The organism is Haloplanus sp. CK5-1 (assembly GCF_037201915.1).
Classification (GTDB): domain Archaea; phylum Halobacteriota; class Halobacteria; order Halobacteriales; family Haloferacaceae; genus Haloplanus; species Haloplanus salilacus.
Map to the genome: position 1 here is coordinate 1,441,525 of NZ_CP147505.1, position 22,375 is coordinate 1,463,899.

Sequence of the window (22,375 nt, forward strand, 5' to 3'; positions counted from 1 at the left end):
GCGTGGCGACTGTCACGGAGAAACTGTCGCTACCGACCCCGGACGACGTCTCGAACGAGGCGGCCGCACGTTCGTTCGTCGAGACACACGAACGGCGGTACGTCTACAACGAACTCGTCGACGGGGTCGGAACTAGCCACCCCGCCACCGATATTACCGTCGAGTCCGCGGACTCCGCCGTCGTCCACACCACTCCCGGGGGCTATTACCTGTTGTCGACGTGTCGCGGCTCCGCGAAGTACTACGACCCGGACGGTTCTCCGCGGCGCGCGGGACGGAACGCAGCCAGCGTCGCCCACTTCGTCGGGTCGGATCGACACCGGCGGATTCCGTTCAACGCCTACCGGTGTGCGGAGCCGGTCGTCACCGACTCCGACGGGGAGGACGAGGATGGATCGTCGGCGCGGTTCCAGATCTACGATTTCGAGACCGTGCCGAACTACGACCGGCCGGAACAGGGAGGTCACGCGCTCGACGTCCGTGTCTCCGACGCCGGTGGGGAAGTCGTGCTGGAACGGGACTACCGGACCTCGCTTCCCCTGACCGTACAGCCGAGGGTGACTCGTGGGGGCCGGAGAGTATTCGCTTTCGGTGTCTACGACGGACGGCGGGCGAGCACAGCACGACTGGTCGCCGTTCGGACCGACCGATCCCACTTGGTGGGCGCTCGCCGTCCTGATCACTCGCGGCGGCGACGTGGCGATCAAGACGCTGTATCCCAACGAAGAGATTGGCTTGCCCGCTACCTCCTTGTGTACCAGAATGGACTGAGATCCGGATCGGTCGTCGTCCCCCCGACGGGATTCAGAGCGGAAACACCGAAATCCCTGGGGAACACAGTTCGAACGATGCCCTCCAGACGTCCTCTCGTCGTCAGTCTCGCCGTCGGCGTGGTACACGCAGTCGGATTGCTCGCCGTCGCCCTCTACCTCGGCTACACGGTCGGACCGACCGAGTACTCGCTCTCGGGAGCCGTCTGGCGGTACGGGGGCCTCGTCGTCGTGGCGACGCTTCCGGTGTGGCTCGCACTACGGTACCGACTCGCCACACCGCTCGTTGCGCTCGCCGTCACGACCGGCTACGTTCTTGGCGTGGAACTCACGCCCCCCGGACCGACGTTTCGCGACGTCGCCGAACTCGAACGGCTCGCCGAGCCGACCGGAATCACGGTCGTCGAGGACGGCCTCTACATCGTCCGGTACATGGTCAACGCGTCGGTCTGGACGGTGGGATTCCTGTTTCTCGGCCTCGTCGAGTACGTCGTCCGGAGTACGTGGCCCGTCGTCCCGTCGGTCGAACGAACGGTCCTGGAACTCCCGGTTCCGGCGCCACGTCGACGAGCGGTAGCCGTGGCAACGACGGGTGGCGTCGTCCACGCAGCAGTAATGGTGTGGTTCGCTGCCAGACTCGGCGTGACGATCTCCGGTGACTGGGAGTGGGCGCTGTATCTCTTCGGAACCATCGGTATGTGGGTGCTCGCCGCTGTCCCGTTGTATCTGCTCGTTCGTCACCGACTGGTCGCGCCGGCGACACTACTGACGCTGTTCGTCCTGCTCGACGTTTGGAGCGAGTTCGCGGCGAACGTCGAGGGGCCCCACGCGCTCTACTTCGGTGGTTGGTTCCTGTATTTGAGTATCCTGCTCGTTGCCGGCGGTGTCGAGTACGGTTTGCGACGAATCGAGGTCTGTCGGCGGTTCGAGTCTTGGCTGTGACACGAAACATGTGGCTGCGCTATCGGCGGGATCGATCGGAGTCTTTCTCCAACCGAAGCGGAGGGTACTACGGAACCACAGCGGATGGACATCTGTTCACTGGTTTTCGAGGGATTGGAACGAGGTGTCGGGGCGCCGCAAGGAGTCTGCTTTTCGATCGAACTGTCGTCAGTGATTCTCCCGTCGGGGCCGCGGATCGTCTAGTTCGCCACCGAGAACCACCAGCGTATTGGGCTCTATGTGTCTCACTGATCGCCGAGTTTTCGGATCGTACGACGACCGCGACAACTCTCAAGGGATGAGAGGTGGCAAAAGTGACTTGTTGTAGTTCGGCCTACATTGAGGTATGTCGATTCGGGCCATTCTCGTATTGTTCGGGGTCATTGAGATGGTGATGCCAAAGCGGGTGGTGGATTATATTATGAAACTTTCAACGAAAGGGACACCAGAGTACGAGTTCAAATCGTGGGTGTATCTGCTTGCAAGGCTAGAGGGACTGGTGATCGTCGTCCTAGCGCTTCGCTACGGGAGAGAGTCCACGAATACGGACGAGAGTTAACTCCCGAGTGGGACGATGCGAATGCGTCCTCCGTATGCCGTTCGGTAGATACGGCAGGAGGGGTGTCGCAACTGGGTCGAGTATCATTCGGACCGATCCCAAACGGAGTACCACTAACCAAAGATCAAACCGGTCAGTACAGGCATGTGTCTGCGCTTACTTCGCTACTCGAGTGTACAACGCACCAACGATGACGGCACCGATCATAATTCCGCCAATCCATCGGACGAGGCCGCCGTACGAGAGCAGTGGCAGCGCAATAAGTGAAGTAAACGCCGACGATAGTCGGATTGATTCGGGACCTTCGACGACGATATACACCGATCCAGCGATCACGAGGCCGATTCCCAGCGCAGCGAGGAGTGAAGTGATCCCGAACGAATCTCGGAACATGAGGCCTATAATAGCAAACGAGAGGCCAATAAGGACGATACTTGACTCGGGGAGTGAGGGGGCGTTGCTGTTCTTTAGGAGGGCATCCATGAACTGTCTTGCATCGTGAATCAGTTAAATTCCTGTCGTTCAGTACGCACACTAAACAGCTGATTCGACAGAACGCGTCTGGAACAAGTGAAGCGCTGTGCTGGCTGTATTCTCTCCGGAGCACCCGGTTTCTATCAGCTGTCGAAGATTTTAACAGAGCAACGGTTACGATCCCAAGCAAAGACGGAAATCGGCCGTAAACTGCAACACTTCACGTGTTCCGTGGATCGATAGTAGTTCGCAACGATTAGGCGGTCCCCTCTCGAATGCGAGGATATCATGCCCTCCAAGACTGACGATATCGCCATCCAGGCGACCGATCTCCGGAAGACGTACGGTTCCGAGGTCGCCCTCGATAGCGTCTCGCTCTCGATTCCGACGGAAACGGTCTACGGATTCCTCGGACCGAACGGTGCGGGGAAGACCACCACGATGCGACTGTTGACTGGACTGTCCCGTCCGACAGCCGGAACAGTCGGCATCCGTGGCGTCGCCGTCGACGACCGACGCGACATCGCGTCGCTCGTCGGGTATCTCCCCGAAACCCCGCCGCTGTACGAGGAGTTCAGCGCCCGCGAACAGCTCGAGTACGTCGCCGACCTGCGTGATCTTCCACGACCCACCGCCCGCGACCGAATCGACGAGTATCTCGACCGGTTCGAGTTGGCCGACGACGCCGACCGGCGTATTAGCGGCTACTCGAAAGGGATGAAGCAGAAAACCGCGTTCATCCAGAGCGTGATTCACGACCCAGCCGTCTTGTTCTTGGACGAACCGACGTCGGGACTCGATCCGCGCGCCGCCCGCCGGATCCGTGACTCGATCACCGAGTTCGCGGACGCCGGTACGACCGTCTTCCTCTCGACGCACATCCTTCCGGTCGTCGAAGCGGTCGCCGACGAGGTCGGTGTCCTCTTCGATGGACACCTCGTCGCCGAGGGCACGCCTGCGGAGTTACGATCCCGCGCGGAGACCGGCGAGAGCGGGACACTGGAAGACGCGTTTCTCGCGGTGACCAGCGAGAGCACCACGGAGACGGTGGCGGAGACAGAATGAGCGTTCGACGCGATATTCGCCACGGAGCGCGTATCGGACGCGCCGAGTTCGTCCGGAGCGTTCGACGACAGGTCAAGAACAAGCGACGACTTCTCGGACTGATCTTCGCAGTCCTCTTTTTCGGCGGCAATCTCTTCTTCGTCCTTCCGACGGCGTACGTCCTCGGACGGACGGCACGATCGATCGCGACGATTCCGTATCTCGCGCCTGCTGCAACGGTACTGCCGGCCGGGATTCTCGTTCTCGCACTCCTTCGAACGTTGGAACGGATCGGTAGCAGTGACACGGAAGATCTGTTGTTGACGACGGTCCACCCCCGAGCGGTCGTCGTCGGACTCATCGTAGCGGAGGTCGGTCGCGTTACGGTGTGGTTCGGTCTCCCCATCGGTGCGGTACTCTTCACGTTCGCGCTCGGGGTCGGGTCACTCTCACTCCCGCTAGCGGTTGGACTCCTCTTGCTCCCGATCGTTTGCTGGGCTGCCATCTGGGGCTACGCCGGTGGTTTGGCTCTCCTGCGCGTGTTCCGACGCATCCCCACCGTTCACCGCGCTCTGAAAGTCGGAGGTGTCGTCGCGATGCTCGGTCTGATCGTCGCATCCCAGTTCGTCGGGCAGTACGTCGTGGAGAAGGGGGTCTCGATACGCGGGATTCTCGATGGACTCACGTTCGCGCCGTTGACGGACTACGTTGCGCTGGCGTTCGTGGGGACACGACTCGAACAACCGACATCGGCGGCGGCACTCGGGGTGCTCGGAGCCACGCTTGCCACGACACCGGTCGGCTTCGCAGTCGCAACGCGACAGGCATCGGCACTGTGGTTCACCGACAAGCCACAGTCCAGCGGGTCGACAAGGGAGCCCACATCCACCGGCGGATTCCGAGCACCACCTCCGTTCGCGTGGCGAAAATCCGGGCGTATCGCGTGGGGACTACTGCTTCGCGGTGTTCGGAACCCTGGAGAGCTCGGTCACCTCGTGATGATTCTGTTTTTGATCGGACCGCTGGGCACGACGGTCGTCCAGTCGTCGGGCGACACACTCGGACCGCTCGTTGCCGGGACGGGTGTGGGGATCGGAACGTATCTTGCGGGTGCAACCTTCGGACTGAACCCGCTCGGGGACGACCGCCCACAGTTGCCACTTCTCTTGCTCACCACGACGGACACTCGGACCGTGGTGTGGGGACGCGTCGTCGCTGGCCTCGCCGTCGGGATACCGATTGCCGTGCTTGTTTCTCTCGCTTCGATACCGCTTGGGACGTCGCCGGTGTCTGCCATCGTATTCGCCGCCGTCGGTGCCGGGATGTGTCTTGGGGCAGCGCTGTTTGCCGTGGGAATCGGGACACTGTACCCGATCTACGAAGAGCGTGAATTCTGGGGGACCGAGACAGTCGTTCCCTCGACGCTCGTAATGATGGGATACACGCTCGTCGTTGGCGGTGGAACGACTATCGGACTGATTACGACGTGGTACACTCTCACCGGTCACGTCGCCGTAACACCCGTGTTGAGCGTCGGTGTGGGTGTGTATCTCCTAGTGACGATCGGGACGTCGTATGGATCATATCGGTACGCACTGCGGCGATATCGTCGATACGCTCTCGATTGAGACTATTTAAACAACACCCAAGTTACAATTGCGGCGTGCAAGATACAGGAGTTGTAGTCAGCACAGCAGCTACCTTCGTTCCACACACAGTTCGCCGAATCAGCTGACCAGTCCGGGTACTGCGCTATTTCGTCATCGAATCACCTCCGGTGTCGAAGACGAGCTGGCACTCTGGCCGTCAAGCAACAGGGATATTACTGTCCGGAGTATACATACGAAGATGACACCCTCCACCGAGCAACAGCCGGCTGATAAGGCGACTCTCTACTGTCCCGAGTGCGGTCATGAAAGCTGCATCAACGGCGACTGGATGATTCGCGTTCTCGCCGACTCAACGACCTACGCGTGTCCCAAATGTGAAACGACGATAGAGTCCCGCCGGAATCGACACGCGCTGACTGAAGGGAGTGATGGAGCGTTTCACTTCGCTTCCGACGACTGACCTGCGAGTTGTAACTCCCGTACTCACCTCGCAGTTGAAAGTGGGCCGACACGTCGCTCCGAGTCGAGTTATCACCTGCCGAATCACGGAGCCAGTTTGCTACTCGTCGTGGTTCAGGGCCAAGTACCTGCCTGTTCACCAGCGTCGATGATTCGCTGAAGTGCAACGACGTACGCAGCAGTTCGGAGCGACGGTAGTTCGCGTGATTCGTAGACCTCAACGAGGTTCCAGAATTGGTCGACGATGGTCGTATCGAGCTGCTCGTTGACGCGCTCTTCGGGCCAGTAGAATCGTTGGCGGTTCTGGACCCACTCGAAGTAAGAAACGATGACACCGCCCGCGTTTGCTAGAATGTCCGGGATTACGAGGACATCGTCGTCCTGTAGAACGTCGTCTGCGGTCGGGGTGATCGGACCGTTTGCAGCCTCGGATACGATGTCGGCCGCGATGTCGTGAGCGAGTGATTCGTCTATCGCGTTTTCTAGGGCTGCAGGAATCAACAAATTGACGTCCAGCGTCAACAGTTGGTCGTTTGAGAGTGTTTCGTCGGCATCAGGATATCCGACGACACTCCCAGTTTCACGTTTGAATTCCTTGACAGCAACTGGGTCAAACGAATCTTCTGCGTAAATACCACCACTAGAGTCCGAAACGGCCACCACGTCAGCCCCCATCTCGTAGATGAATTTCGCCGCGATCCAGCCTGCGTTACCGAACCCTTGGACAGCAACTGTTGCTCCTTCGAGACTCTTATCGAGGTAGTCGAACGCCTCACGCGCTGCGACGACCGTCGACCGACCCGTCGCCTCGACTCGTCCCTCACTCCCACCACTGGAGATGTCTTTCCCAGTAATGACGCCTGGTTCGGTCGTATTTTCCAGTGTCTCGTAGGTATCTTTGATCCAGTTCATCTCTCGCTGTCCCGTATTGACATCTGGTGCAGGAATGTCCCGGTCTGTGCCGATAAACGGAGTCAGTTCGACTGCGAATGCTCGGGTGATTCGCTCGAGTTCGGACTCGGAGTAATCGCTGGGGTCGACGACGATTCCCCCCTTACCGCCACCGAGCGGTAGATCGGTCGTCGCTGTCTTGTAGGCCATCCAGCCCGATAGCGCTTTGACCTCGTCACGCGTCACCTGTGGATGATAGCGGATACCGCCCTTGTACGGACCGCGGTCACCGTTGAACTGGGACCGGTACGCGCGAAACACCTCCGTCGAACCGTCGTCCATCTCGACAGAGAGATTCGTTTCCAACACTCGTTCGGGGGCCTTCAACCGGTCGATCCGTCCCTGGTCTACATCTAGATATTCTGCCGCCGCTTCAATCTGTGTCCGGAGACTCCGGTACGGATTCACTTCGGCCATACTGGGACCACGGCAACCTAACTACCAAAATCTATCCATCTTCTTCCTAATTTTTCTGAAAGTTTAAATTTAGATGTGTCTACTGCGAGGGCAAAATATCTCGCTCAGCGGTCCTCCTATCTCTGAAGTGTTACACGATCGTCATATTCAGTTAACAAACGGCGATCCGATTCTCGGGTGACTCGTACTGTTGTCTCTGTATCGAGAACGACTGCCTCGCCGGCCCGTCGACTCCCGGTTACGGGCACGTCGATCCGGTCTATATCGGGGAGCAGACAATCACGACGGTCCTGCAGTTCGAGTAGGACTTCTCCATTGGGGAAGTACCAGATTCGCGTGACGGACGGGAAACACGGCATCGATATTGGATTTTTTATATATCTGGTGCCCTTCGATATCTCTCGGAGCTCACGATCACCAGTCATCTTCAATATGTTTCATATTCAGGCAGTTGGGAAATTCACGGCTAGAGGCCGCGGGCTTCGTGTGCCCCGGCGACTCGCCAGAGTGCGACAATATCGAGCTACTACGACTGCCGATTCGTCACCACTTGCTACCTGCTGGTCGTCGAGGATACCCGACGCGTCCGTCCTCGTCGTCATTCGAGTGGTGTCTGTCGGTTACGCATCTCGCCTCCACACTTCGGACAGGGACTCGGATCGTCTTCGGCGACGACGACGGTTCCACAGTCGAAACACTCGTACGGCGTTTCCTCGTCGGGAGTCTGCGTGACGTCTCTCATGGTGATTCACGAGCGCCTCTCGCCGGCCCTCGGTCCACCTCTTGCTACGCAGCGGACACGCGAATAGTGAGCAGTTCAACAACGAACCATTTGCAAACAAAGGGGGTTTGTTATTGAATCCCCGAAGACGCAGCCACCGAGACGTTTCGGTTCTCGAAGAGCACGCCGAACACTTTCCGCTGGACGGCCCGGATATGCTGGTAGAAGGCCGTTGGTGAGATATCAAGAGTCGCCGCGACACTCTCGCCGGTGTTCTCCCGTGGGGACTCGAAGAACCCACTGTAGTAGGCTGTCTGGAGGACTTCCAACTGCCTGTCAGTGAGGTCCGCGAGGAACTCCTCGTAGATATGGTGTTCGGCTGCCTGATCGAGTGTCTGCTTACTGTGCAGTTCGACATCCTCGAACGTCTCGCTCACCAGTTGGGTAACGGTTTGGCCATCGATGCTCTCCGGAACGTCGATGGTGAGTATCGTGGTCGAATCGTCGGCAAATGCCTCACGGAACACGGCACCGTGCTCGGCGAGTTCCAGCGCAAAAAACGGCTGGTTGAGTCCGATCCGTACTACGCCACCCTTACCGTCGTCGCTGATTCGTTGGACTCCGTCGATTCCGAGCAGTTCAGTGGCCGTGTTTTCAACGGATTCAAGCGTACCGTCTTCCACGGTCACGAACACGTAACTGCCGTCCGCGGTTTGCTGGACGCCACCCTGATAGGAGAGGGAACAGCCAGCTTCCCGCGCGAGTTGGGAGAGGACGAATGCCGAGTCGTCGATGTCGAACCTGATGCGCGTCATCGATGTCGTCAGGAGCGCGTTCCTCCGTTCGATGGCACTGATTGCCGACCCGATCGTTTCCCCGAGTTCGCCCAACACTGCACGGGCAGTGTCGTCGAACGCGTCCCTGGTATCCGTATAGACGGCCAGGACGCCGTGCATGACATCGTTGTAGACGAGTGGAATACTCAATACGGACATGAAATCCCGGGTGAGCGCCTCGGCACGCCACGAATCGTCTCGAAGGTTGGATGCGACGTTTGGAACCAGTGTCATCTCACCGGTCGCCGCCGTTTCGCCCACCGGTTCTGTCCCCGAAGCACCGACCTCGAAAGATCGGGCATCGAGGTACCCCTGTTCTTCACCAGCCCATGCTCGTACTTCGAGTGTGTCGGTCGTGGAGTCGACCGCCCCGATCCAGGCGAAGCTGAATCGATCGTCGCTGGTCAGAAGCTCACAGACCGTGTGATCGATCTCGTCACGAGTCTCGGCCCGAACGAGTCCCTGGTCGATCGCTCGTATCGTCTCGTTGATCCGGTTGAGAGTCGTCAACTGTTCGTTTTGCTGTTGTAACTGCCGGTCCTGTTTCCGGAGCCGTGACTCTCGGGTGACCCGATCGAGCGCCGCTTCCGTCGTCGCAGCAAGCAGGTCGGCTAGTTCTCGGGTCACCTCGTCGAAAACGTCAATCTTGTCCGACCCAGCGACGAAGACACCGTGATCGCCTAGTGGGATGTAGCTCGCGCTTCTGAGGTCTGTCGCCCGATTCTGGAGACGGTCGGACCCGTGGATGTCCGCAAAAAACAGCGTCGATCCGGAGATGAATCCGTGTCCGGGAAGCGTCTCGTCATCTGCGTGCACCTGCGGGAGCGGGCCGTGAAGGTCCCGCATCGCCCGCGAGTGTGCCGCGGGCCGCAATTCGTTAGAATCCGCGTCGAACAGGTAGACCGCGCTCGCCTCCAAGTCGAGTACCGGTGACACGTTATCGACGATCAACTGTGCGACCTCGTCGTGAGTCCCAGCGTACGGAAACTCCCGTGCGAGTTCTTGAAGTGCCGCCAGCGACTCCTCGCGCCGTTTGCGCTTCGTGATGTCACGGCAGCTGTAGAGAAGTGTCCCGCCCTGAATGTCGACCTCCCTGACGGTGACCAGCAGCGTGTGTTCCCGCCCAGCCTTGTCAGTCGCGGTACACTCGATGTTCTTGAGAATACCCTCGGCCGCGAGTTCCTCACGCTCGAAGAGATTCTCACCGAGGAGTTGATCGATCGTCCCCTGATCGTGAATCTCCTCGGCAGTGTACCCGAAAATGAAGTGGACGTTAGGACAGACATACGTGTATTCGTCGTCCTCGTTCGTGATGAGGACGGTATCGGTCATGTTGTTGAGCGTGACACGATGGAGTTCTTCAGATTGTCGCAAGTCTCGTTCGAGCGCGACCCGACCCGTGATATCGACACCCTTGACGACGACCGATGTTACGTCACCGTACTCGTCTTCGACAGGCCGGACCGACAGATCGATCACCTGCCGAGGATGCTCGTCTAGCGGATCCCAGATAGTCGCATTGCCAAACGATCCCGCGAGCGCACGGGTCACGAGCTGCCGAACGTCACTCTGGACAGCGGACGAGTGTGTCCACCACTGGGATTCCCAGAACTGCGTCCCGATAGTGTGGTCCTCGTCGATCAATTCACGTGCCGTCCGGTTTACGCGTTCTATTCGGCCTCCGGAATCGAGGACCCACGTCGAAGTCTGTGTATCGTGGAATGCTGCGTCGAACTGTCGGCCTCGTTCGCGACGACGGTTCGTTTGCTCCGCGGAATGGAGCGCATCCTCGATGCGTGGCACTACACTTTCGATGGTCTGAGCTATCGGGGCGTCAACGAAGATGTAATCAGTGACGCCGGCTGCGATGGCTTCGCTGGCCACCTCTTCGTCGCCGTCTCCCGTCCCGAGGAGAACTGGCAACGTTGTCGTTTCGGCCCTGATGTCTTTCAGGAATTCGACGCCGGTCGTGTCGGAGAGCGTGTATTCCGTGACGACACAGTCGACTGTGCGCTCGCGGATCGCGTCCAGTCCATCAGATGCTGTCGTTTCCCTCTGGACGGACGGGGCCATGTCTGCCTCGATTGTTTTCGTGAGTTCTCCCAACCACTTCGCCCGCCCGACTACGAGAAGGTGCGACGTCTCGGCTGCCGACTCAGAACGAATCATGAATCCGTCGCGTGGTAGGTCCTGAATAGCGATAGTTCGTCCTACTGCACCGATACGAAATCTGTGGGTGTCTTCCTCTGGTGGCTCGCGGATTCATAATTGGTTACGGATTCAACTCCGGCTCAAAAGATTGTTTGTTATCGAACCAGATAGAATCGGTGTCGCTACGACGAGACTCCCACGAGTGTAACTAACCACGATACCGAAGACGGTGTTCAATTGAGTGGCAAGCCCACTCTTGATTTGGGCTCAGCTTTGCACGGTGAAGTAGTGTCCACGGATTTTATGATCGTGTCCACATCCCTCGAAGAATCTTCAGGTGCGAGCCACACTGTTTAACAGCCGTCACCCGGTAGCCAAAGCACGCAAGAGTGCGGGAACGTACAGCAGTCCTCACAATCGGGGTGCTCGCAGTAGTGTGTCTCGGGCTCGTCCTGTCTGTCCTGTATCCATTCACCACCTCCCCACCACACACCGCGAACCCCGCCGGCGAACGCTTCACAGTCGGCGATGCAGACGCGTTCAGCGCGACAGGACGCATCGCCGTCGAGGGGGAGACGCGACTCGCGTTCGATGGCGCCGTGACTACCGACGGCGCGTGGTACCAAAGGGTGGTCGACGACGGTGTCGTCTCCGAAGAATATCATCCCCCGAGCGGACCGGTCTACGGGCGGCTCACCGTCCAGGGAGTCGATGCCGCCGAGCAGCGTCGAGCGCAACTCACCGAGGACGAGGATGAGACTATCCTCCGTGAATCCCGGGCGGGGAACTGCGTGACGTTCGTCACCAAGTCCGAGACGACCCCCGCGTCAGAGCCGGTGTCGGGAACGGCATCGGTTTTCGTCGACAACCTCTGGGCTGCCGCATACGAGGCGACGGAGACGGACTCGACGGGCGTGACGACGTACGAGCCACAACCCGGCTGGTACGAGAGTCGTGTCGTGTACCGACTCACCGACGTCTCGGGAACCGTCCGTGTGGATGACGAGACGGGTGCGGTCACCTCGGCGAACGTCTCGTGGACGGAGACACGAGGCGAAACGTATGCTCACTATGTGCTATCCGAGGTGCTGTACTCCAGTTCGACGGAGTCACGAACGACGTTTGCCTTCGACGCAACTTCCTCGTCCCTCGAGCGGCCAGCGTGGGCAACCGAAGGAGAGACGGACACAACGGACACGACGAACGTCTGCTGACTGCTGCCTCCGGTCGTAGTGGGGTGTGACTGGCGGCGTGTTCCGACTACCGCGTACAGCCGACGTGTCTTCAGCCGACTCGCGCTCCGCATTCAGCAACCCTCCAAGATCACGTCAGATATCACGGATTTCGATTCAGAGAACGGCTCTGATCGGTAGTGCGGCGCAGACTCGTCTCGAATAGTAGGTTCTCGGTGTGGAACGCCGTTTCTGGACCGACGGCGTCTGCGCGTGGCTGCTCTCGCCTGGTGTAGAGACCCGACGCGCCCTCGGGTTCGAACTGCACCTTCGACGCGAGGCACTGATCACTAGCTCTGATTCGCGACAGCCTAAGCGGATATACGCGCTCTATCACGAGGTCACCGATTGCGGCGGATCCATCGACTGTTTCTAGCCCCGAGATACTGCGTTGTGGTACATGATGTGAGAGACGGTACGGTCAGGTACTGATGACTCAGAGTACCGCTTTCACCGAATTGTCCGCAACGGATGTGAACCAAAGGCCCCACGTCGTCTCACTTCTGACACGGGAAGTTACCGGTGAACGGGCCCGCGTGTTCATTGGTAGTCGGGAGTGGCAAAACGAGCGAAATCGAGAATATTTAGATAGCTAACATGAATTCGTCAATGACTGGGTTTGCCGTCGTGGATCACCCAACTTGGTTCCTCAGGACTGGCGCGACCGATCCAGTCGGGATGGTACTGACTATCGCGTTCGTGTTGGTGGTGAATCTCGTGATCTATCTACTGAAAAAGACACTTGCCTGACGATCACTGTGAACATCGGCTGCTAAGTCCGCTTCGTTGGGTCCATCCGGTCGTTTCCCTGCTCTGTACCCTTGCGGCACCGAGCCGACAAGCACGGGATGTGACTGACGTGTTTCTCGAAATCGGTCCGGACCGATGCAGTCCGTCAAAAAGTGAGGACGGTTCCAACACGTCTAATCGAACCACATGATCACACTCTCACGATGCCCTCCACAAAAACGGTTGACCGGCCACAGGAGGCAGTCACCGTCGCGAAGCGATACCTCAGACGCGAACGTCCGCTGAGTGCATCGGTCGCCGTGCTCGTCGTGGCCGTCTTCCTCGGCACGTTCGTCGCGACGTCATTGGTGCCCGCAGCCGTCGTCGGGGCACTGCTGGTAGTCCTCGTGCGTGCCCCGATTATCAAACCACGTGGGACCGTCCGTCTTCGAACTGACGACGATACCGACTCGGTCGTCGAGTCGTTCACGGGGGTGACACCGCCGGTCCTCGTGTTTCAGTGGGGAATCGCGAACGGGGTCGTCACCGAAGATGGAACGGTGACGTACCGACTCTCGTATCTGTTTGGCTTGCGGTCGGTCGAGGCAACGGTCGATACACGGACTCCCCACATGCCGGACGGCGACCGTCGGATCGGATTGGAACTCACGGTCGGTGGCCGGCCGTGGTCGACGTACCTCGTCACCGTCGACACACGGGATGGTCAAACCGTCGTCGAGTACGAGTACACGGCGGAACGGCGATTCGGTCTGCGCCGGATTCCCCAACGAATCGTCGCGAAACGGTATCGGGATGAAGCGCTCGAGGCCCAAGGATACGTGGTCGTCGAGCGCAGCGAACGGTACAGTGTCGTCGGCTGAACGGCACCGGAGCTGTACGACGGCATGAACGATCCGGTATTCGTCCGGGATTGCCACGGGGCAGGTGAGTCCACGACGAACCCGAATCCGCTAGAGGTCGGCAGTCTTGAACCGGAGGTAGCCCAGCGCAACCGGAACGAACGTCCACGCGACCAGCAGTCCAAAGGCGGCCGGCCAAGCGACATACGCGGCGCCACTGTCGACGTACCGACTGGCCCGATTGACGGCGAATCCGGTCCGGACGAGCAGGTCGAAGGACTCACTCGGTGCCGCGAGACGGACGAAGAGAGCCCAGCCGGGCATATCGTTCGTGACCGCCGTATCGAACCGATGCAGAACCAACAGCACCGCCGTATGGAGGTCTTCCCAGAGGACGACCGTCACCAGATACGCACCGATGGTACCGACGGTAACTCGTCGGCCAGTAGCCGTCGATAACGAGACGCCAACCGCCAGCCCGACGAACGCCACCCCGTACAGTACCGTTACGCCGGCGAACCACGGCAGCCACGGCCACGGCACGCCGCCGTCGGCGAGCATGATGGCTACGCCGCCCGCGAGACAGAGCGCGAGCGCCGTCGGCACGGCGAAGACGGCGCTCCGTCCGACGAGCTTGCCGACTGCAACGTCCCGGCGGGTGTGTGGGACGGAGAGTGCCAGGCGGAGTTGCCCACCGGTTCGCTCCGCGAGGATCGACTTGTAGCCAAGCAGGAGCGCAACGAGCGGAATCGTCACCGCGACGACCCCGGAGAGGCTGTCGACGTACGTCGAGAACGAGCCGTCGTTGAGCACGAACTCGACGGCGGCGACGCCGACGAACAGGAGGAGTTGAGCCCCGCCGACGATCCAGATGCCGACCGACCGACTGGCTGCACGAACGTCCCGGAGGGCGACGTCGCGCCAGGTCACGCGAGGTCCCTCCACTCGAACCGGAGTATCGCTATCGACAGTGGACCGAGGAGCCAGCCGACGAAGACCGGAAGCGCCAGGGCCGGCCCGTCGTACCACGCGTCCGCGCCCTGGTCGCTCGCAGTCAGGGCGGTCACGAGCATCTCGAAGGCGCTCCCGGGGTCGAGTTGGGCGCTGACCCGAACCGCGGTACGGATCGGACCACCGGTGACCCCCGCTGCCACCAGACCAGCCTCGGCCCCCGCAGTGACGGGGTCCCAGACGATGACCAACACGAAGAGCGCGACGACGCCGAGAACGAGCGCCCGTCGGTTCGTCGCGACCAGCGCGGATGCTGCGACACCGATCCCGACCCAGGTGGCGCCGTGGCCGACGGTCAGGAGGACGAACGCCAGAAAGCGAAGCGGCTGCAGCGTTCCGTACGGATAGACGACCAAGACACCCGCAATCGCCATCCCGACGACGGTGGCGGCTCCCAGCACGCCTGCTCGGCCGACGAACCGTCCGAGTACGAGCGTCGATCTGCCGTGTGGCATCGACAGCGCGAGTCGGAGCGCGCCGGACTCATGTTCGCGGGCGATGGCACCGTATCCGAACAACACGCCGATTGGGGCAAGCAATCCCCCGAGCCACCCACCGACGAAGCCGCCGAACCGACTCGTCGTGATCGGCGGGGTGCCGACGACGGGGTAGACGTACGCCGCGATCGAGACGACGCCGATCAGGCCGACGAGCGCGACCTTCGGGAGTCGGGCATCGAGTACCACCCGCCAGTCCCGACGGGCGATCACGCGCCACGTCACGCCCGGTCGCCTCCGGTGAACTCGACGAACATGTCCTCGAGCGACGCCTCCTCGGTGCGGAAGTTCACGACCTCGACGCCGGCGTCGTGGAGTTCGACCAGCGCGTCCATCTTCGCGTCGTTCGTACACGTCGCCTCGATTGTGCCGTCGCGTTCGACCGCCGTCTCGACGCCCTCGACCCGTCGGACGGCGTTGAGGGTCCCGTCGTCGACACGGTCGGGCGTGATGACCAGTTTCGTCCCACCGCCGATCGCATCACGCAATCCGGCGATGGTGTCGGTCGCGATCAGCCGGCCGTTCTGGAGGATGCCGACCCGATCACAGACCGCCTCGACCTGTTCGAGGACGTGACTCGAAAAGAAGATGGTCGCGCCGCGGTCGGCCTCCTCGCGAAGGATGGTCCGCATCTCCGCGGCGCCGTTCGGATCGAGCCCGGTCGTCGGTTCGTCGAGGACGAGCAGGTCCGGCTCTCCGACGAGCGCCATCGCGAGCGCGAGCCGCTGGCACATTCCTTTCGAATAGTCCGCGGCCGGTCGCGCGGCGTCGTCACGGAGTCCGACGCGGGAGAGCACGTCGGCGGCGTCCTCGTCGACGCCTTTCGACCGGATGGCGTATTCGACGTGTTGGCGGCCCGAGAGTCCGTCGAATGGGGCGTACCCCTCTGGCAGGACGCCGACGCGTTCGCGGACGGCGACGCCGTCGTCCCGGCAGTCGTGGCCGAACACCGACAGCGTGCCGTCGCTCGGCGCGACGAATCCGAGCAGGATGTCGATGAACGTCGACTTGCCCGCGCCGTTCGACCCGAGGAAGCCGAACGTCTCGCCGGCGTCGACGGTCAGATCGACGCGGTCGAGAGCGAGCACGTCGCCGTAGCGCTTCGAGAGGTCCGTGGCGCTGATGACTGTCACAGGACGTTGGGACGGGATGGCGGCCGATGAATACCCCGTGGAGGTTTCAGAGTCGGCAACACCGACACCATTGTTTGGTCGGACCTGTTGGGGCCACGAGTACCGATTCGGGGTCGATCGGCCGTCGTCGCTATGCCGCGTGCGACCGGAGCGCCTGCCCGGCACGCCAGAGAAAGGTGGCAAACAGCGGGAGCAACGCTACACACATACTGAGCGTCAGCGTCTGCGGGACGATCCAGGGCGTCACGAACGCCATCCCGACCCCGACGAACGGGCCAACAGCCACGGTGATCGTCGTGATCACGAGCAGCCGTCGCTGGCTGTCGTCGAACTCGACGCCGAACCCACCCGTCGGCGGTATCAACAGCCCCAGCGGGAGGAGAAACAGCCCGCCCCAGACGACGAGGGACAGCGTGAGGAGCGCAACTGCTGGACCGAACAGTCCTCCCGTGCCCGGCGATGGCAGCCTCACGAGCGCCCAGTAGCCGAAGGCTGCCAGTCCTGCGCCGACCGCCGCCACCGGCAGCTGGAGCAGGCCCAGTAGGCGGTGTCCGTTCACGAGTTTCCTGTAGCCCGACGTTTCAAAACCTGTTGACGCGGCGTTTCGTGGCCTGCAACAGCGTCGTGACGGGCGTGGCGTCCCCGCACTGAGCGGAACGCGAACGACGGACCCACGCGGGGGTTTCCGAACGAGAAACGCTGGACGACGTTTCACACGTCCCACTCTCGACACACCACGTATGGCTCTCCAGTTAGGCAAAGCGATCGGGCGTGGTGCCCGACGCTCGCTTTCGAGTAGTGGCATCGTCGCGCTCGTCTTGATGATCTGTTATCAGGTTCTCTTCGTCGGGTCGTTCAACGCCGTCGTCGTGGACCAACTTCCATCGGGGGTTCGATCCGGCGACGCCGGGATCGGCTTCGCGCTCCCGTTGTCGACCGAGGTCGCAGCCGGACTGGCCGTATTTGCACTGTTGCTCGGCATCGGCGTCTTTCTCGTGACCGCACGGCTATTCGCGCGTGACCTCTCCGATCTCTCGTCGCTCCCCGGAAATCTGTTCACCCGGCGTATCGGCCGTGCGTTTCTGTCCACGCTCGTCATCAGCGTCGTTCTCGGAGTGGCGATCCCGATCGGGTTCGCGTTCCTCCTCGTTCCCGGTCTGTTCCTCGCTGTGAGTCTTCAGTTCGCCGTGTTTGCCGTCGCCGTCGAGGATACCGGCCCGATCGAGGCGTTCCGTCGGAGTTGGGAACTGGCGAGTGGAAACCGTTGGCGACTGCTCGCACTCGTCGTTCTGTTCGGTGTCATTGGCGCTATCGGTGGTGCGGTCGGATCGGTGTTCGCCTTCGTCTCGCCGTCCGCCGGCCAACTCGCCTCGCTCGTCATCAATTCGGTGCTCGTTATCCTGATGTACGGCATCATCGCCGATTCGTTCGTGCAACTGCGCGGCGGATCGGCGTCCGCCACGAGTTCGCTCGCCTGAGGCGGGTTTGTACTGCCTTCCCGGCAGTTTTCGATGGTAAGACAGGACTGAATCGCGGATACAGCCGCGTATCTAAAGTCTTCGTGAAACTTCTCCGCATCATCTGGCGGGAAAGCGGGCTTAGCGACTCGTCGCCCGGTATCCGCTCTGATGTGACATATTCGGACGTATTCACAGTCAGCCCGTTGCTGACTGCGAAATACGGTTTGAGCATTCAATAGCCAGTGAAGAAGTCGTATCGATATGCAAACTCGACTGCTCGTTGCCACAGCCACAGCGGTCTGTCTCGTTGCACTCGCCGGTTGTTCACAGCCCGCCGGGTCGCTCTCGATGGACCCGGTCAACGACACGGAACTGGCCGACCACGCCAGCACGACCGTCCCCGAGGATGAACTAACGACGGAACACGAACGCGGCCCGCAACCACAGGTTCTCAGTCGCGCCGTCCAGAACGAATCCGCGACGGTCGCTGCGACGGACCCACCACACAAGAACAATTCGACGGTATACCGGACGGGCGACCGGTTCTACACCCTTTCGTACACGACCGTAGGCACGACGAGCGGGCGGGAAGTGACCTACAGATTCGACGGAAACGCAACTACGGACGAGGCAGATCGGAACGGGTGGGCGACCGTCGCGTACGACGACTTGCCGCCGGTCGACAGGGCGATGCTTCGTACTCCCCTGTCGGTGATAACGGCAGAGGAAGGCAGTCGGTCAAGCATCAAGGAGAGGCGAACGTACAGTCCAGCCGAATTCAACCAGTCGGTCATCGCCGACCAGCGGTACGATGCGATCAGATACGACGGAACGTTGGTCGAAGTCGACGTCGCGTCGAGCGAACCACGCTCCCTGACCGTCTATCGGTACCAACCGAGACCCGTTGCGACGACCGCTGACGCGTACGCCGCCTGTCTGCGGGACGAGTATGTGTTCGAGCTGTCGGGGCTCGATCCGAACACGCGAGAGACTGTGAACGAGGCGGCCGACGGGACGTATCGCGCGGAGAACACCAGCGATACGGCGTTTCGATCCCTCGTTGAGACGTTCCACAGCCACACGGCGGTGTCAGCGAACACCGCGTCCGGGTCGTGGGTTACCCGATACGAGGGGAGACTCTACTGGGTCGACCTTCGGTACACCGGCTTCGAATCCTACCGAGACTCCCGTCCGCGGGTGCGAGCCCCGGCGGCTATCTGTTCGTGACCGGAGAGTGTTCGGTCGGAGGAAGTTTCAACTGCGTCCGAGACGGTCGCGGCGTCGATAGAGGTAGCACGTCAGGAGCGGAACCGAAGCGAGCAATAGTGGCGAGAAGATGGCAGCCCCGAGGTGTGCGAGGCCACCTAGGCTCCACGCGATACTCGGCGACCATTGCTCGTCGTCACCGAGTGCCCGAATGTCAGCGAGCAGGCATCCGAAAACGACGAAGGCCACGAAGATACCGCCCCAGAACGAAGCCACTGCGAGGACGAACGACGCGATGCCAGTAGCGACGTTCGGATCACCGCCGGAGGAGGACACGACGATAAACGTCCGCGAACCAAAGTCGGAGAGAAGCGTCGTCACCGCAACGAGGGGGAATAGAGCGACACCGTACCACCACGAACTCGACATAGTGTTAATCGAGGAAGGGATAGTAGTCACACGGAGGTACGTCGGGTGTCAGGAACGCTAGTGGTGTAGAGTGCGTTCTGGCTTCTCTCATCGGAGATTCCTCGCTACGTACGACTCCGTGGGTCGGCGACACCGTCGCGACCCCTCCGTTCGGCCAGCCAGCCACCGAATCGGCCGGCGAGCGCGCCCGAGACGGCCACTACTAGTAAAATGAGGCCACCGAACGCGAGTGCCATCCCGACGCTGACCGCTTGGAACCACGGCGGGTTCGGGATGCTCGAGACCGCCCAAAGAAGTTCGTTCAGCGCCCAGAGAGCCGGTATTCCACCGATAAGCGCGGCTCGTAATCCGGTCGCGGTGCTGTTCCCGCCGCGTCGCTTGATCAGATACCCGGCGAATACGCTCCCGGCGACGACCGCCCCGAGCGTTATGTTCTCCGGGGACCGCCACACTTCGAGCGCGGTGAACGGGAGTGCGAGTAGCCCACCGACGAGTGCGTACGTCCACGTCTCGCTCAACTGGAGGGGACCAATCCGAACCACGTCGGGATGTCTACCGCTCCATATAAAAATCCCGTCACGGTGTTGCTCGGCCAAAGAGTGGCGTTCGGTGCATTACGAACGGTCTCCGTCCTCGGAAGGTCGGAATACACTATAGTAGCGTTTGTAACTGTCCGCACACCTGATCGAACGCTGTCATGCGATCAGGTGTGTGATGACTTACAAAGGCTACTATAGCTCCCGCTGTATGGGGCGTATTCGTTTTTGCGGTTGCGGGTCGGCCAGTTACTGTACCGAATCGTAGAGCCGGACCGTGACGAGACTGCCTTCGGGGTCGTTCTCCCGAAACTGAATCTCCCCTCCTAACTGAGTGACTGCCCAGTTGACGAACCAGAGTCCGATACCCTGGCCGTGTTCGAGCTGTGTCTCGGTCCCGGCAGCGAGGATATCCCGTTCCCGTTCGGGGATACCGGGTCCGTCGTCTGCGACGGACATCTCGACTATCCCCGCGGACGTCTCTCGGACACTGACTTCGACACGCGGCGAGTCCGTATTCGTGTGTTCGAGTGAATTTTCGATCAGTTCGGTGAGTACCCGTCGAAGGACGGCTTGGTGAGAGGAGATCGGAACCTCGTCGGGGCAAACGAGCGAGATGTCGGCCGAATCGTTCTCGGATCGAAACTGGTCGACGACGGTGTTCGCCACGTCGCTCAGATCGACCGGTTCCGGTGAACCGGTGCGGTCAGTCATGACGGTCTCCGCCTCTCTGACCTTGTCACTCAGTTCGAGAAGGCCGGTGGTACGCTCTCGAATGACGGTTCGTAGTTCCTCGTCGTCGACGTGGTCGGCGTACGCGAGCACGACGTCCAAGTCGTTTCGCACGTTGTGTCGGAGGATACGATTGAGAACCGTGAGTCGTTGCTCTCTGGTCTCTTGATCGGTGATATCCCGGAAGAGCACGGTTCTGGCGACGGGATTGTCCGCGTCGTCGGTAGTGGCTTCGTCGACTGCGGAGACGCTGTACTGGAACCGTCGGCGGCCTTTCGACGTCCGAAGGGCGACCGTTCCCGTCGCTCCAGCGGTGAGTTCGGTCCGTCCGAGCCCGTCGACGACCGACCGGACTGGTTCGCCGATCATCCGTTCCGTCGACCCGTCGAACAACTCCGCCGCCGTCTCGTTGATATCGAGGACGTGGTCGTCCCAGTCGAGCACGACGAGCGCTTCCTGCAGGGTCTCGACCACCCGTGTCCGTGCGACGTAGTTCGCTTTTGGGTACCCGGTCATGACGGGATACCGCCGCATCGCAGCGGTTAGAAAGACACCTGACAGGAGCAAGCCGAACGCCGCGCCGCCGACCGGCTGGGTACCGTTCTCCGTGACAGAGAGAAGACTCGGAGCCACGACAGCGGCCGCCAACAGGGCTACTTGTGTGCTCGAAACGCGAGGATGACCCCAACTGAGATCGATCAACAGGTACGTCGCATACAGGGAATACAGGAGCAGTAAGAAACCATACAGGATCGTCCACCCGAGTGCGAGCCCAATCACCTGCCCGACGACCGTCTTGGAGGCATCACTAGTGAGAGCAATCGCGCCGATCACCAGCGGCAACACGATTCCGGATAGCAGTAGGATCCGCTTTCGCGTCGCTATCGTTCCGTGGCCGGTGTAGCTGAGTGCATAGACGATCCAAGCGATGGGCAGAAACGACATGGTGCCGAATCGCGCCAAGTCGAAGAACGGCTCGAGGAACCCTACGGCCGCCACGTTCACGACCGTGGCTCCAAACGAGGAGACCGACCAGAGGGCTAACGTGGTAACGAGTAACAGGAACGGCCCCGCATTGGGTTGCTCTCTGGATCGGTAGACCCTCCACGTCGTCCAAAACAACAGACCGGATGCCAGCGCATCGAGCACCAGCGTAGCGAGTGCAGTAGCGAGGGCCATCGTTCGATACTCCGGACTACGATCCGGCTGTTCTGTCGGTCGAACACGGCGGTTGCTGTCCGGTTCGATCGTTGAACTCGGAAGGTCGGTGAGTGGAGCGAAGCACGTGTGGAAGTTGGAAGCGTGGACACCCGCTGGTGGACTGGACGGGCACGGGAACCATCGTTCCGGAAACCCATAGATGACCGTCCTCTGTTTCACTATCGGAAACCACCAAATCGAAACTATTCGTGTCGCCTCGGAGTACATCGAACAGATGTGTGCTCGTTATCGAGAGCGTATCGGTCTGAACGGAGTGGCGGAGGCTACCTCTCCGACGATATTCGTGTCGCCTCGGAGTACATCGAACAGATGTGTGCTCGTTATCGAGAGCGTATCGGTCTGAACGGAGTGGCGGAGGCTACCTCTCCGACGAGGGCAGATCCGCTAACAGGCGT

Annotated in this window: 19 protein-coding genes and 1 pseudogene; 9 read left to right on the forward strand and 11 right to left on the reverse strand. The window is 60.8% G+C overall.

Annotation, left to right across the window (positions count from 1 at the left end; all coding sequences use genetic code 11):
- Positions 1–2: 2 nt before the first annotated feature.
- Together NBT81_RS07665 and NBT81_RS07670 are read left to right on the forward strand one after the other, a co-directional pair.
- Positions 3–1,712, forward strand: a complete 1,710-nt coding sequence (locus NBT81_RS07665; protein ID WP_338742254.1) for a hypothetical protein — start codon at positions 3–5, stop codon at positions 1,710–1,712.
- Positions 1,713–2,058: 346 nt separating this feature from the next.
- Entirely contained in the window at positions 2,059–2,271 is a 213-nt protein-coding gene (locus tag NBT81_RS07670) for a hypothetical protein (protein ID WP_338742255.1), read from the forward strand.
- Positions 2,272–2,427: 156 nt separating this feature from the next.
- Here NBT81_RS07670 and NBT81_RS07675 read toward each other — a convergent pair whose 3' ends face one another.
- Positions 2,428–2,754 (reverse strand): hypothetical protein, encoded by a 327-nt coding sequence (locus NBT81_RS07675; RefSeq protein ID WP_338742256.1) that lies wholly within the window; start codon positions 2,752–2,754, stop codon positions 2,428–2,430.
- A 279-nt stretch (positions 2,755–3,033) separates the two neighbouring features.
- On the opposite strand from NBT81_RS07675, the gene NBT81_RS07680 reads away from it, so the two are divergent.
- Both NBT81_RS07680 and NBT81_RS07685 read left to right on the forward strand, forming a co-directional pair.
- Positions 3,034–3,810 carry an ABC transporter ATP-binding protein gene (locus NBT81_RS07680; protein ID WP_338742258.1) on the forward strand — a complete coding sequence of 259 codons (777 nt, stop codon included), beginning with the start codon at positions 3,034–3,036 and terminating at the stop codon, positions 3,808–3,810.
- Positions 3,807–5,417, forward strand: coding sequence for a hypothetical protein (locus tag NBT81_RS07685; RefSeq protein WP_338742260.1), 1,611 nt, complete (start codon positions 3,807–3,809; stop codon positions 5,415–5,417). The genes NBT81_RS07680 and NBT81_RS07685 overlap by 4 nt, the downstream gene beginning before the upstream one ends.
- A 555-nt stretch (positions 5,418–5,972) precedes the next feature.
- On the opposite strand, the gene NBT81_RS07690 is transcribed toward NBT81_RS07685, so the two are convergent.
- The 3 genes from NBT81_RS07690 to NBT81_RS07700 form a co-directional block, all read right to left on the reverse strand.
- On the reverse strand, positions 5,973–7,226 hold the full coding sequence (locus tag NBT81_RS07690; protein ID WP_338742262.1) for a Glu/Leu/Phe/Val dehydrogenase: 1,254 nt from the start codon (positions 7,224–7,226) through the stop codon (positions 5,973–5,975).
- Positions 7,227–7,824: 598 nt separating this feature from the next.
- Positions 7,825–7,968 carry a rubrerythrin-like domain-containing protein gene (locus NBT81_RS07695; RefSeq protein ID WP_338742263.1) on the reverse strand — a complete coding sequence of 48 codons (144 nt, stop codon included), beginning with the start codon at positions 7,966–7,968 and terminating at the stop codon, positions 7,825–7,827.
- A gap of 110 nt (positions 7,969–8,078) precedes the next feature.
- Entirely contained in the window at positions 8,079–10,952 is a 2,874-nt protein-coding gene (locus NBT81_RS07700; protein WP_338742264.1) for a GAF domain-containing protein, read from the reverse strand.
- A 371-nt stretch (positions 10,953–11,323) separates the two neighbouring features.
- On the opposite strand from NBT81_RS07700, the gene NBT81_RS07705 reads away from it, so the two are divergent.
- Both NBT81_RS07705 and NBT81_RS07710 read left to right on the forward strand, forming a co-directional pair.
- Positions 11,324–12,148: a hypothetical protein gene (locus tag NBT81_RS07705; protein ID WP_338742265.1), complete on the forward strand. Its 825-nt coding sequence runs from the start codon at positions 11,324–11,326 to the stop codon at positions 12,146–12,148.
- Positions 12,149–13,119: 971 nt separating this feature from the next.
- Positions 13,120–13,776, forward strand: coding sequence for a hypothetical protein (locus tag NBT81_RS07710; protein WP_338742266.1), 657 nt, complete (start codon positions 13,120–13,122; stop codon positions 13,774–13,776).
- 90 nt (positions 13,777–13,866) lie between these two features.
- On the opposite strand, the gene NBT81_RS07715 is transcribed toward NBT81_RS07710, so the two are convergent.
- From NBT81_RS07715 to NBT81_RS07730, 4 genes are all read right to left on the reverse strand, one after another.
- Positions 13,867–14,685 carry an ABC transporter permease subunit gene (locus NBT81_RS07715; RefSeq protein WP_338742268.1) on the reverse strand — a complete coding sequence of 273 codons (819 nt, stop codon included), beginning with the start codon at positions 14,683–14,685 and terminating at the stop codon, positions 13,867–13,869.
- On the reverse strand, positions 14,682–15,488 hold the full coding sequence (locus tag NBT81_RS07720; RefSeq protein ID WP_338742269.1) for an ABC transporter permease: 807 nt from the start codon (positions 15,486–15,488) through the stop codon (positions 14,682–14,684). The genes NBT81_RS07715 and NBT81_RS07720 overlap by 4 nt, the downstream gene beginning before the upstream one ends.
- The gene (locus tag NBT81_RS07725; protein WP_338742270.1) at positions 15,485–16,396 is read right to left on the reverse strand and encodes an ABC transporter ATP-binding protein; all 912 of its coding nucleotides are present in this window, start codon (positions 16,394–16,396) and stop codon (positions 15,485–15,487) included. The genes NBT81_RS07720 and NBT81_RS07725 overlap by 4 nt, the downstream gene beginning before the upstream one ends.
- 130 nt (positions 16,397–16,526) lie before the next feature.
- A complete protein-coding gene (locus NBT81_RS07730) occupies positions 16,527–16,955 on the reverse strand; it encodes a hypothetical protein (protein WP_338742271.1) in 429 nt (142 codons plus the stop codon).
- 181 nt (positions 16,956–17,136) lie between these two features.
- Here NBT81_RS07730 and NBT81_RS07735 point away from each other — a divergent pair, with 181 nt between their 5' ends.
- The 3 genes from NBT81_RS07735 (at position 17,137) to NBT81_RS07745 (ending at position 19,552) form a co-directional block, all read left to right on the forward strand.
- Positions 17,137–17,874, forward strand: a complete 738-nt coding sequence (locus NBT81_RS07735) for a hypothetical protein (RefSeq protein WP_338742272.1) — start codon at positions 17,137–17,139, stop codon at positions 17,872–17,874.
- Positions 17,875–18,117: 243 nt separating this feature from the next.
- Entirely contained in the window at positions 18,118–19,083 is a 966-nt protein-coding gene (locus NBT81_RS07740; RefSeq protein ID WP_338742273.1) for a hypothetical protein, read from the forward strand.
- 190 nt (positions 19,084–19,273) lie between these two features.
- Positions 19,274–19,552, forward strand: coding sequence for a hypothetical protein (locus NBT81_RS07745; protein ID WP_338742274.1), 279 nt, complete (start codon positions 19,274–19,276; stop codon positions 19,550–19,552).
- Positions 19,553–19,595: 43 nt separating this feature from the next.
- On the opposite strand, the gene NBT81_RS07750 is transcribed toward NBT81_RS07745, so the two are convergent.
- From NBT81_RS07750 to NBT81_RS07760, 3 genes and pseudogenes are all read right to left on the reverse strand, one after another.
- Positions 19,596–20,033 carry a DUF5518 domain-containing protein gene (locus NBT81_RS07750; RefSeq protein ID WP_338742275.1) on the reverse strand — a complete coding sequence of 146 codons (438 nt, stop codon included), beginning with the start codon at positions 20,031–20,033 and terminating at the stop codon, positions 19,596–19,598.
- Positions 20,034–20,276: 243 nt separating this feature from the next.
- The gene (locus NBT81_RS07755) at positions 20,277–21,275 is read right to left on the reverse strand and encodes a sensor histidine kinase (protein WP_338742528.1); all 999 of its coding nucleotides are present in this window, start codon (positions 21,273–21,275) and stop codon (positions 20,277–20,279) included.
- Positions 21,276–21,284: 9 nt separating this feature from the next.
- Positions 21,285–22,187 (reverse strand): annotated as a pseudogene (locus NBT81_RS07760) (histidine kinase N-terminal 7TM domain-containing protein); the annotation flags it as partial.
- Positions 22,188–22,375 lie beyond the last annotated feature (188 nt).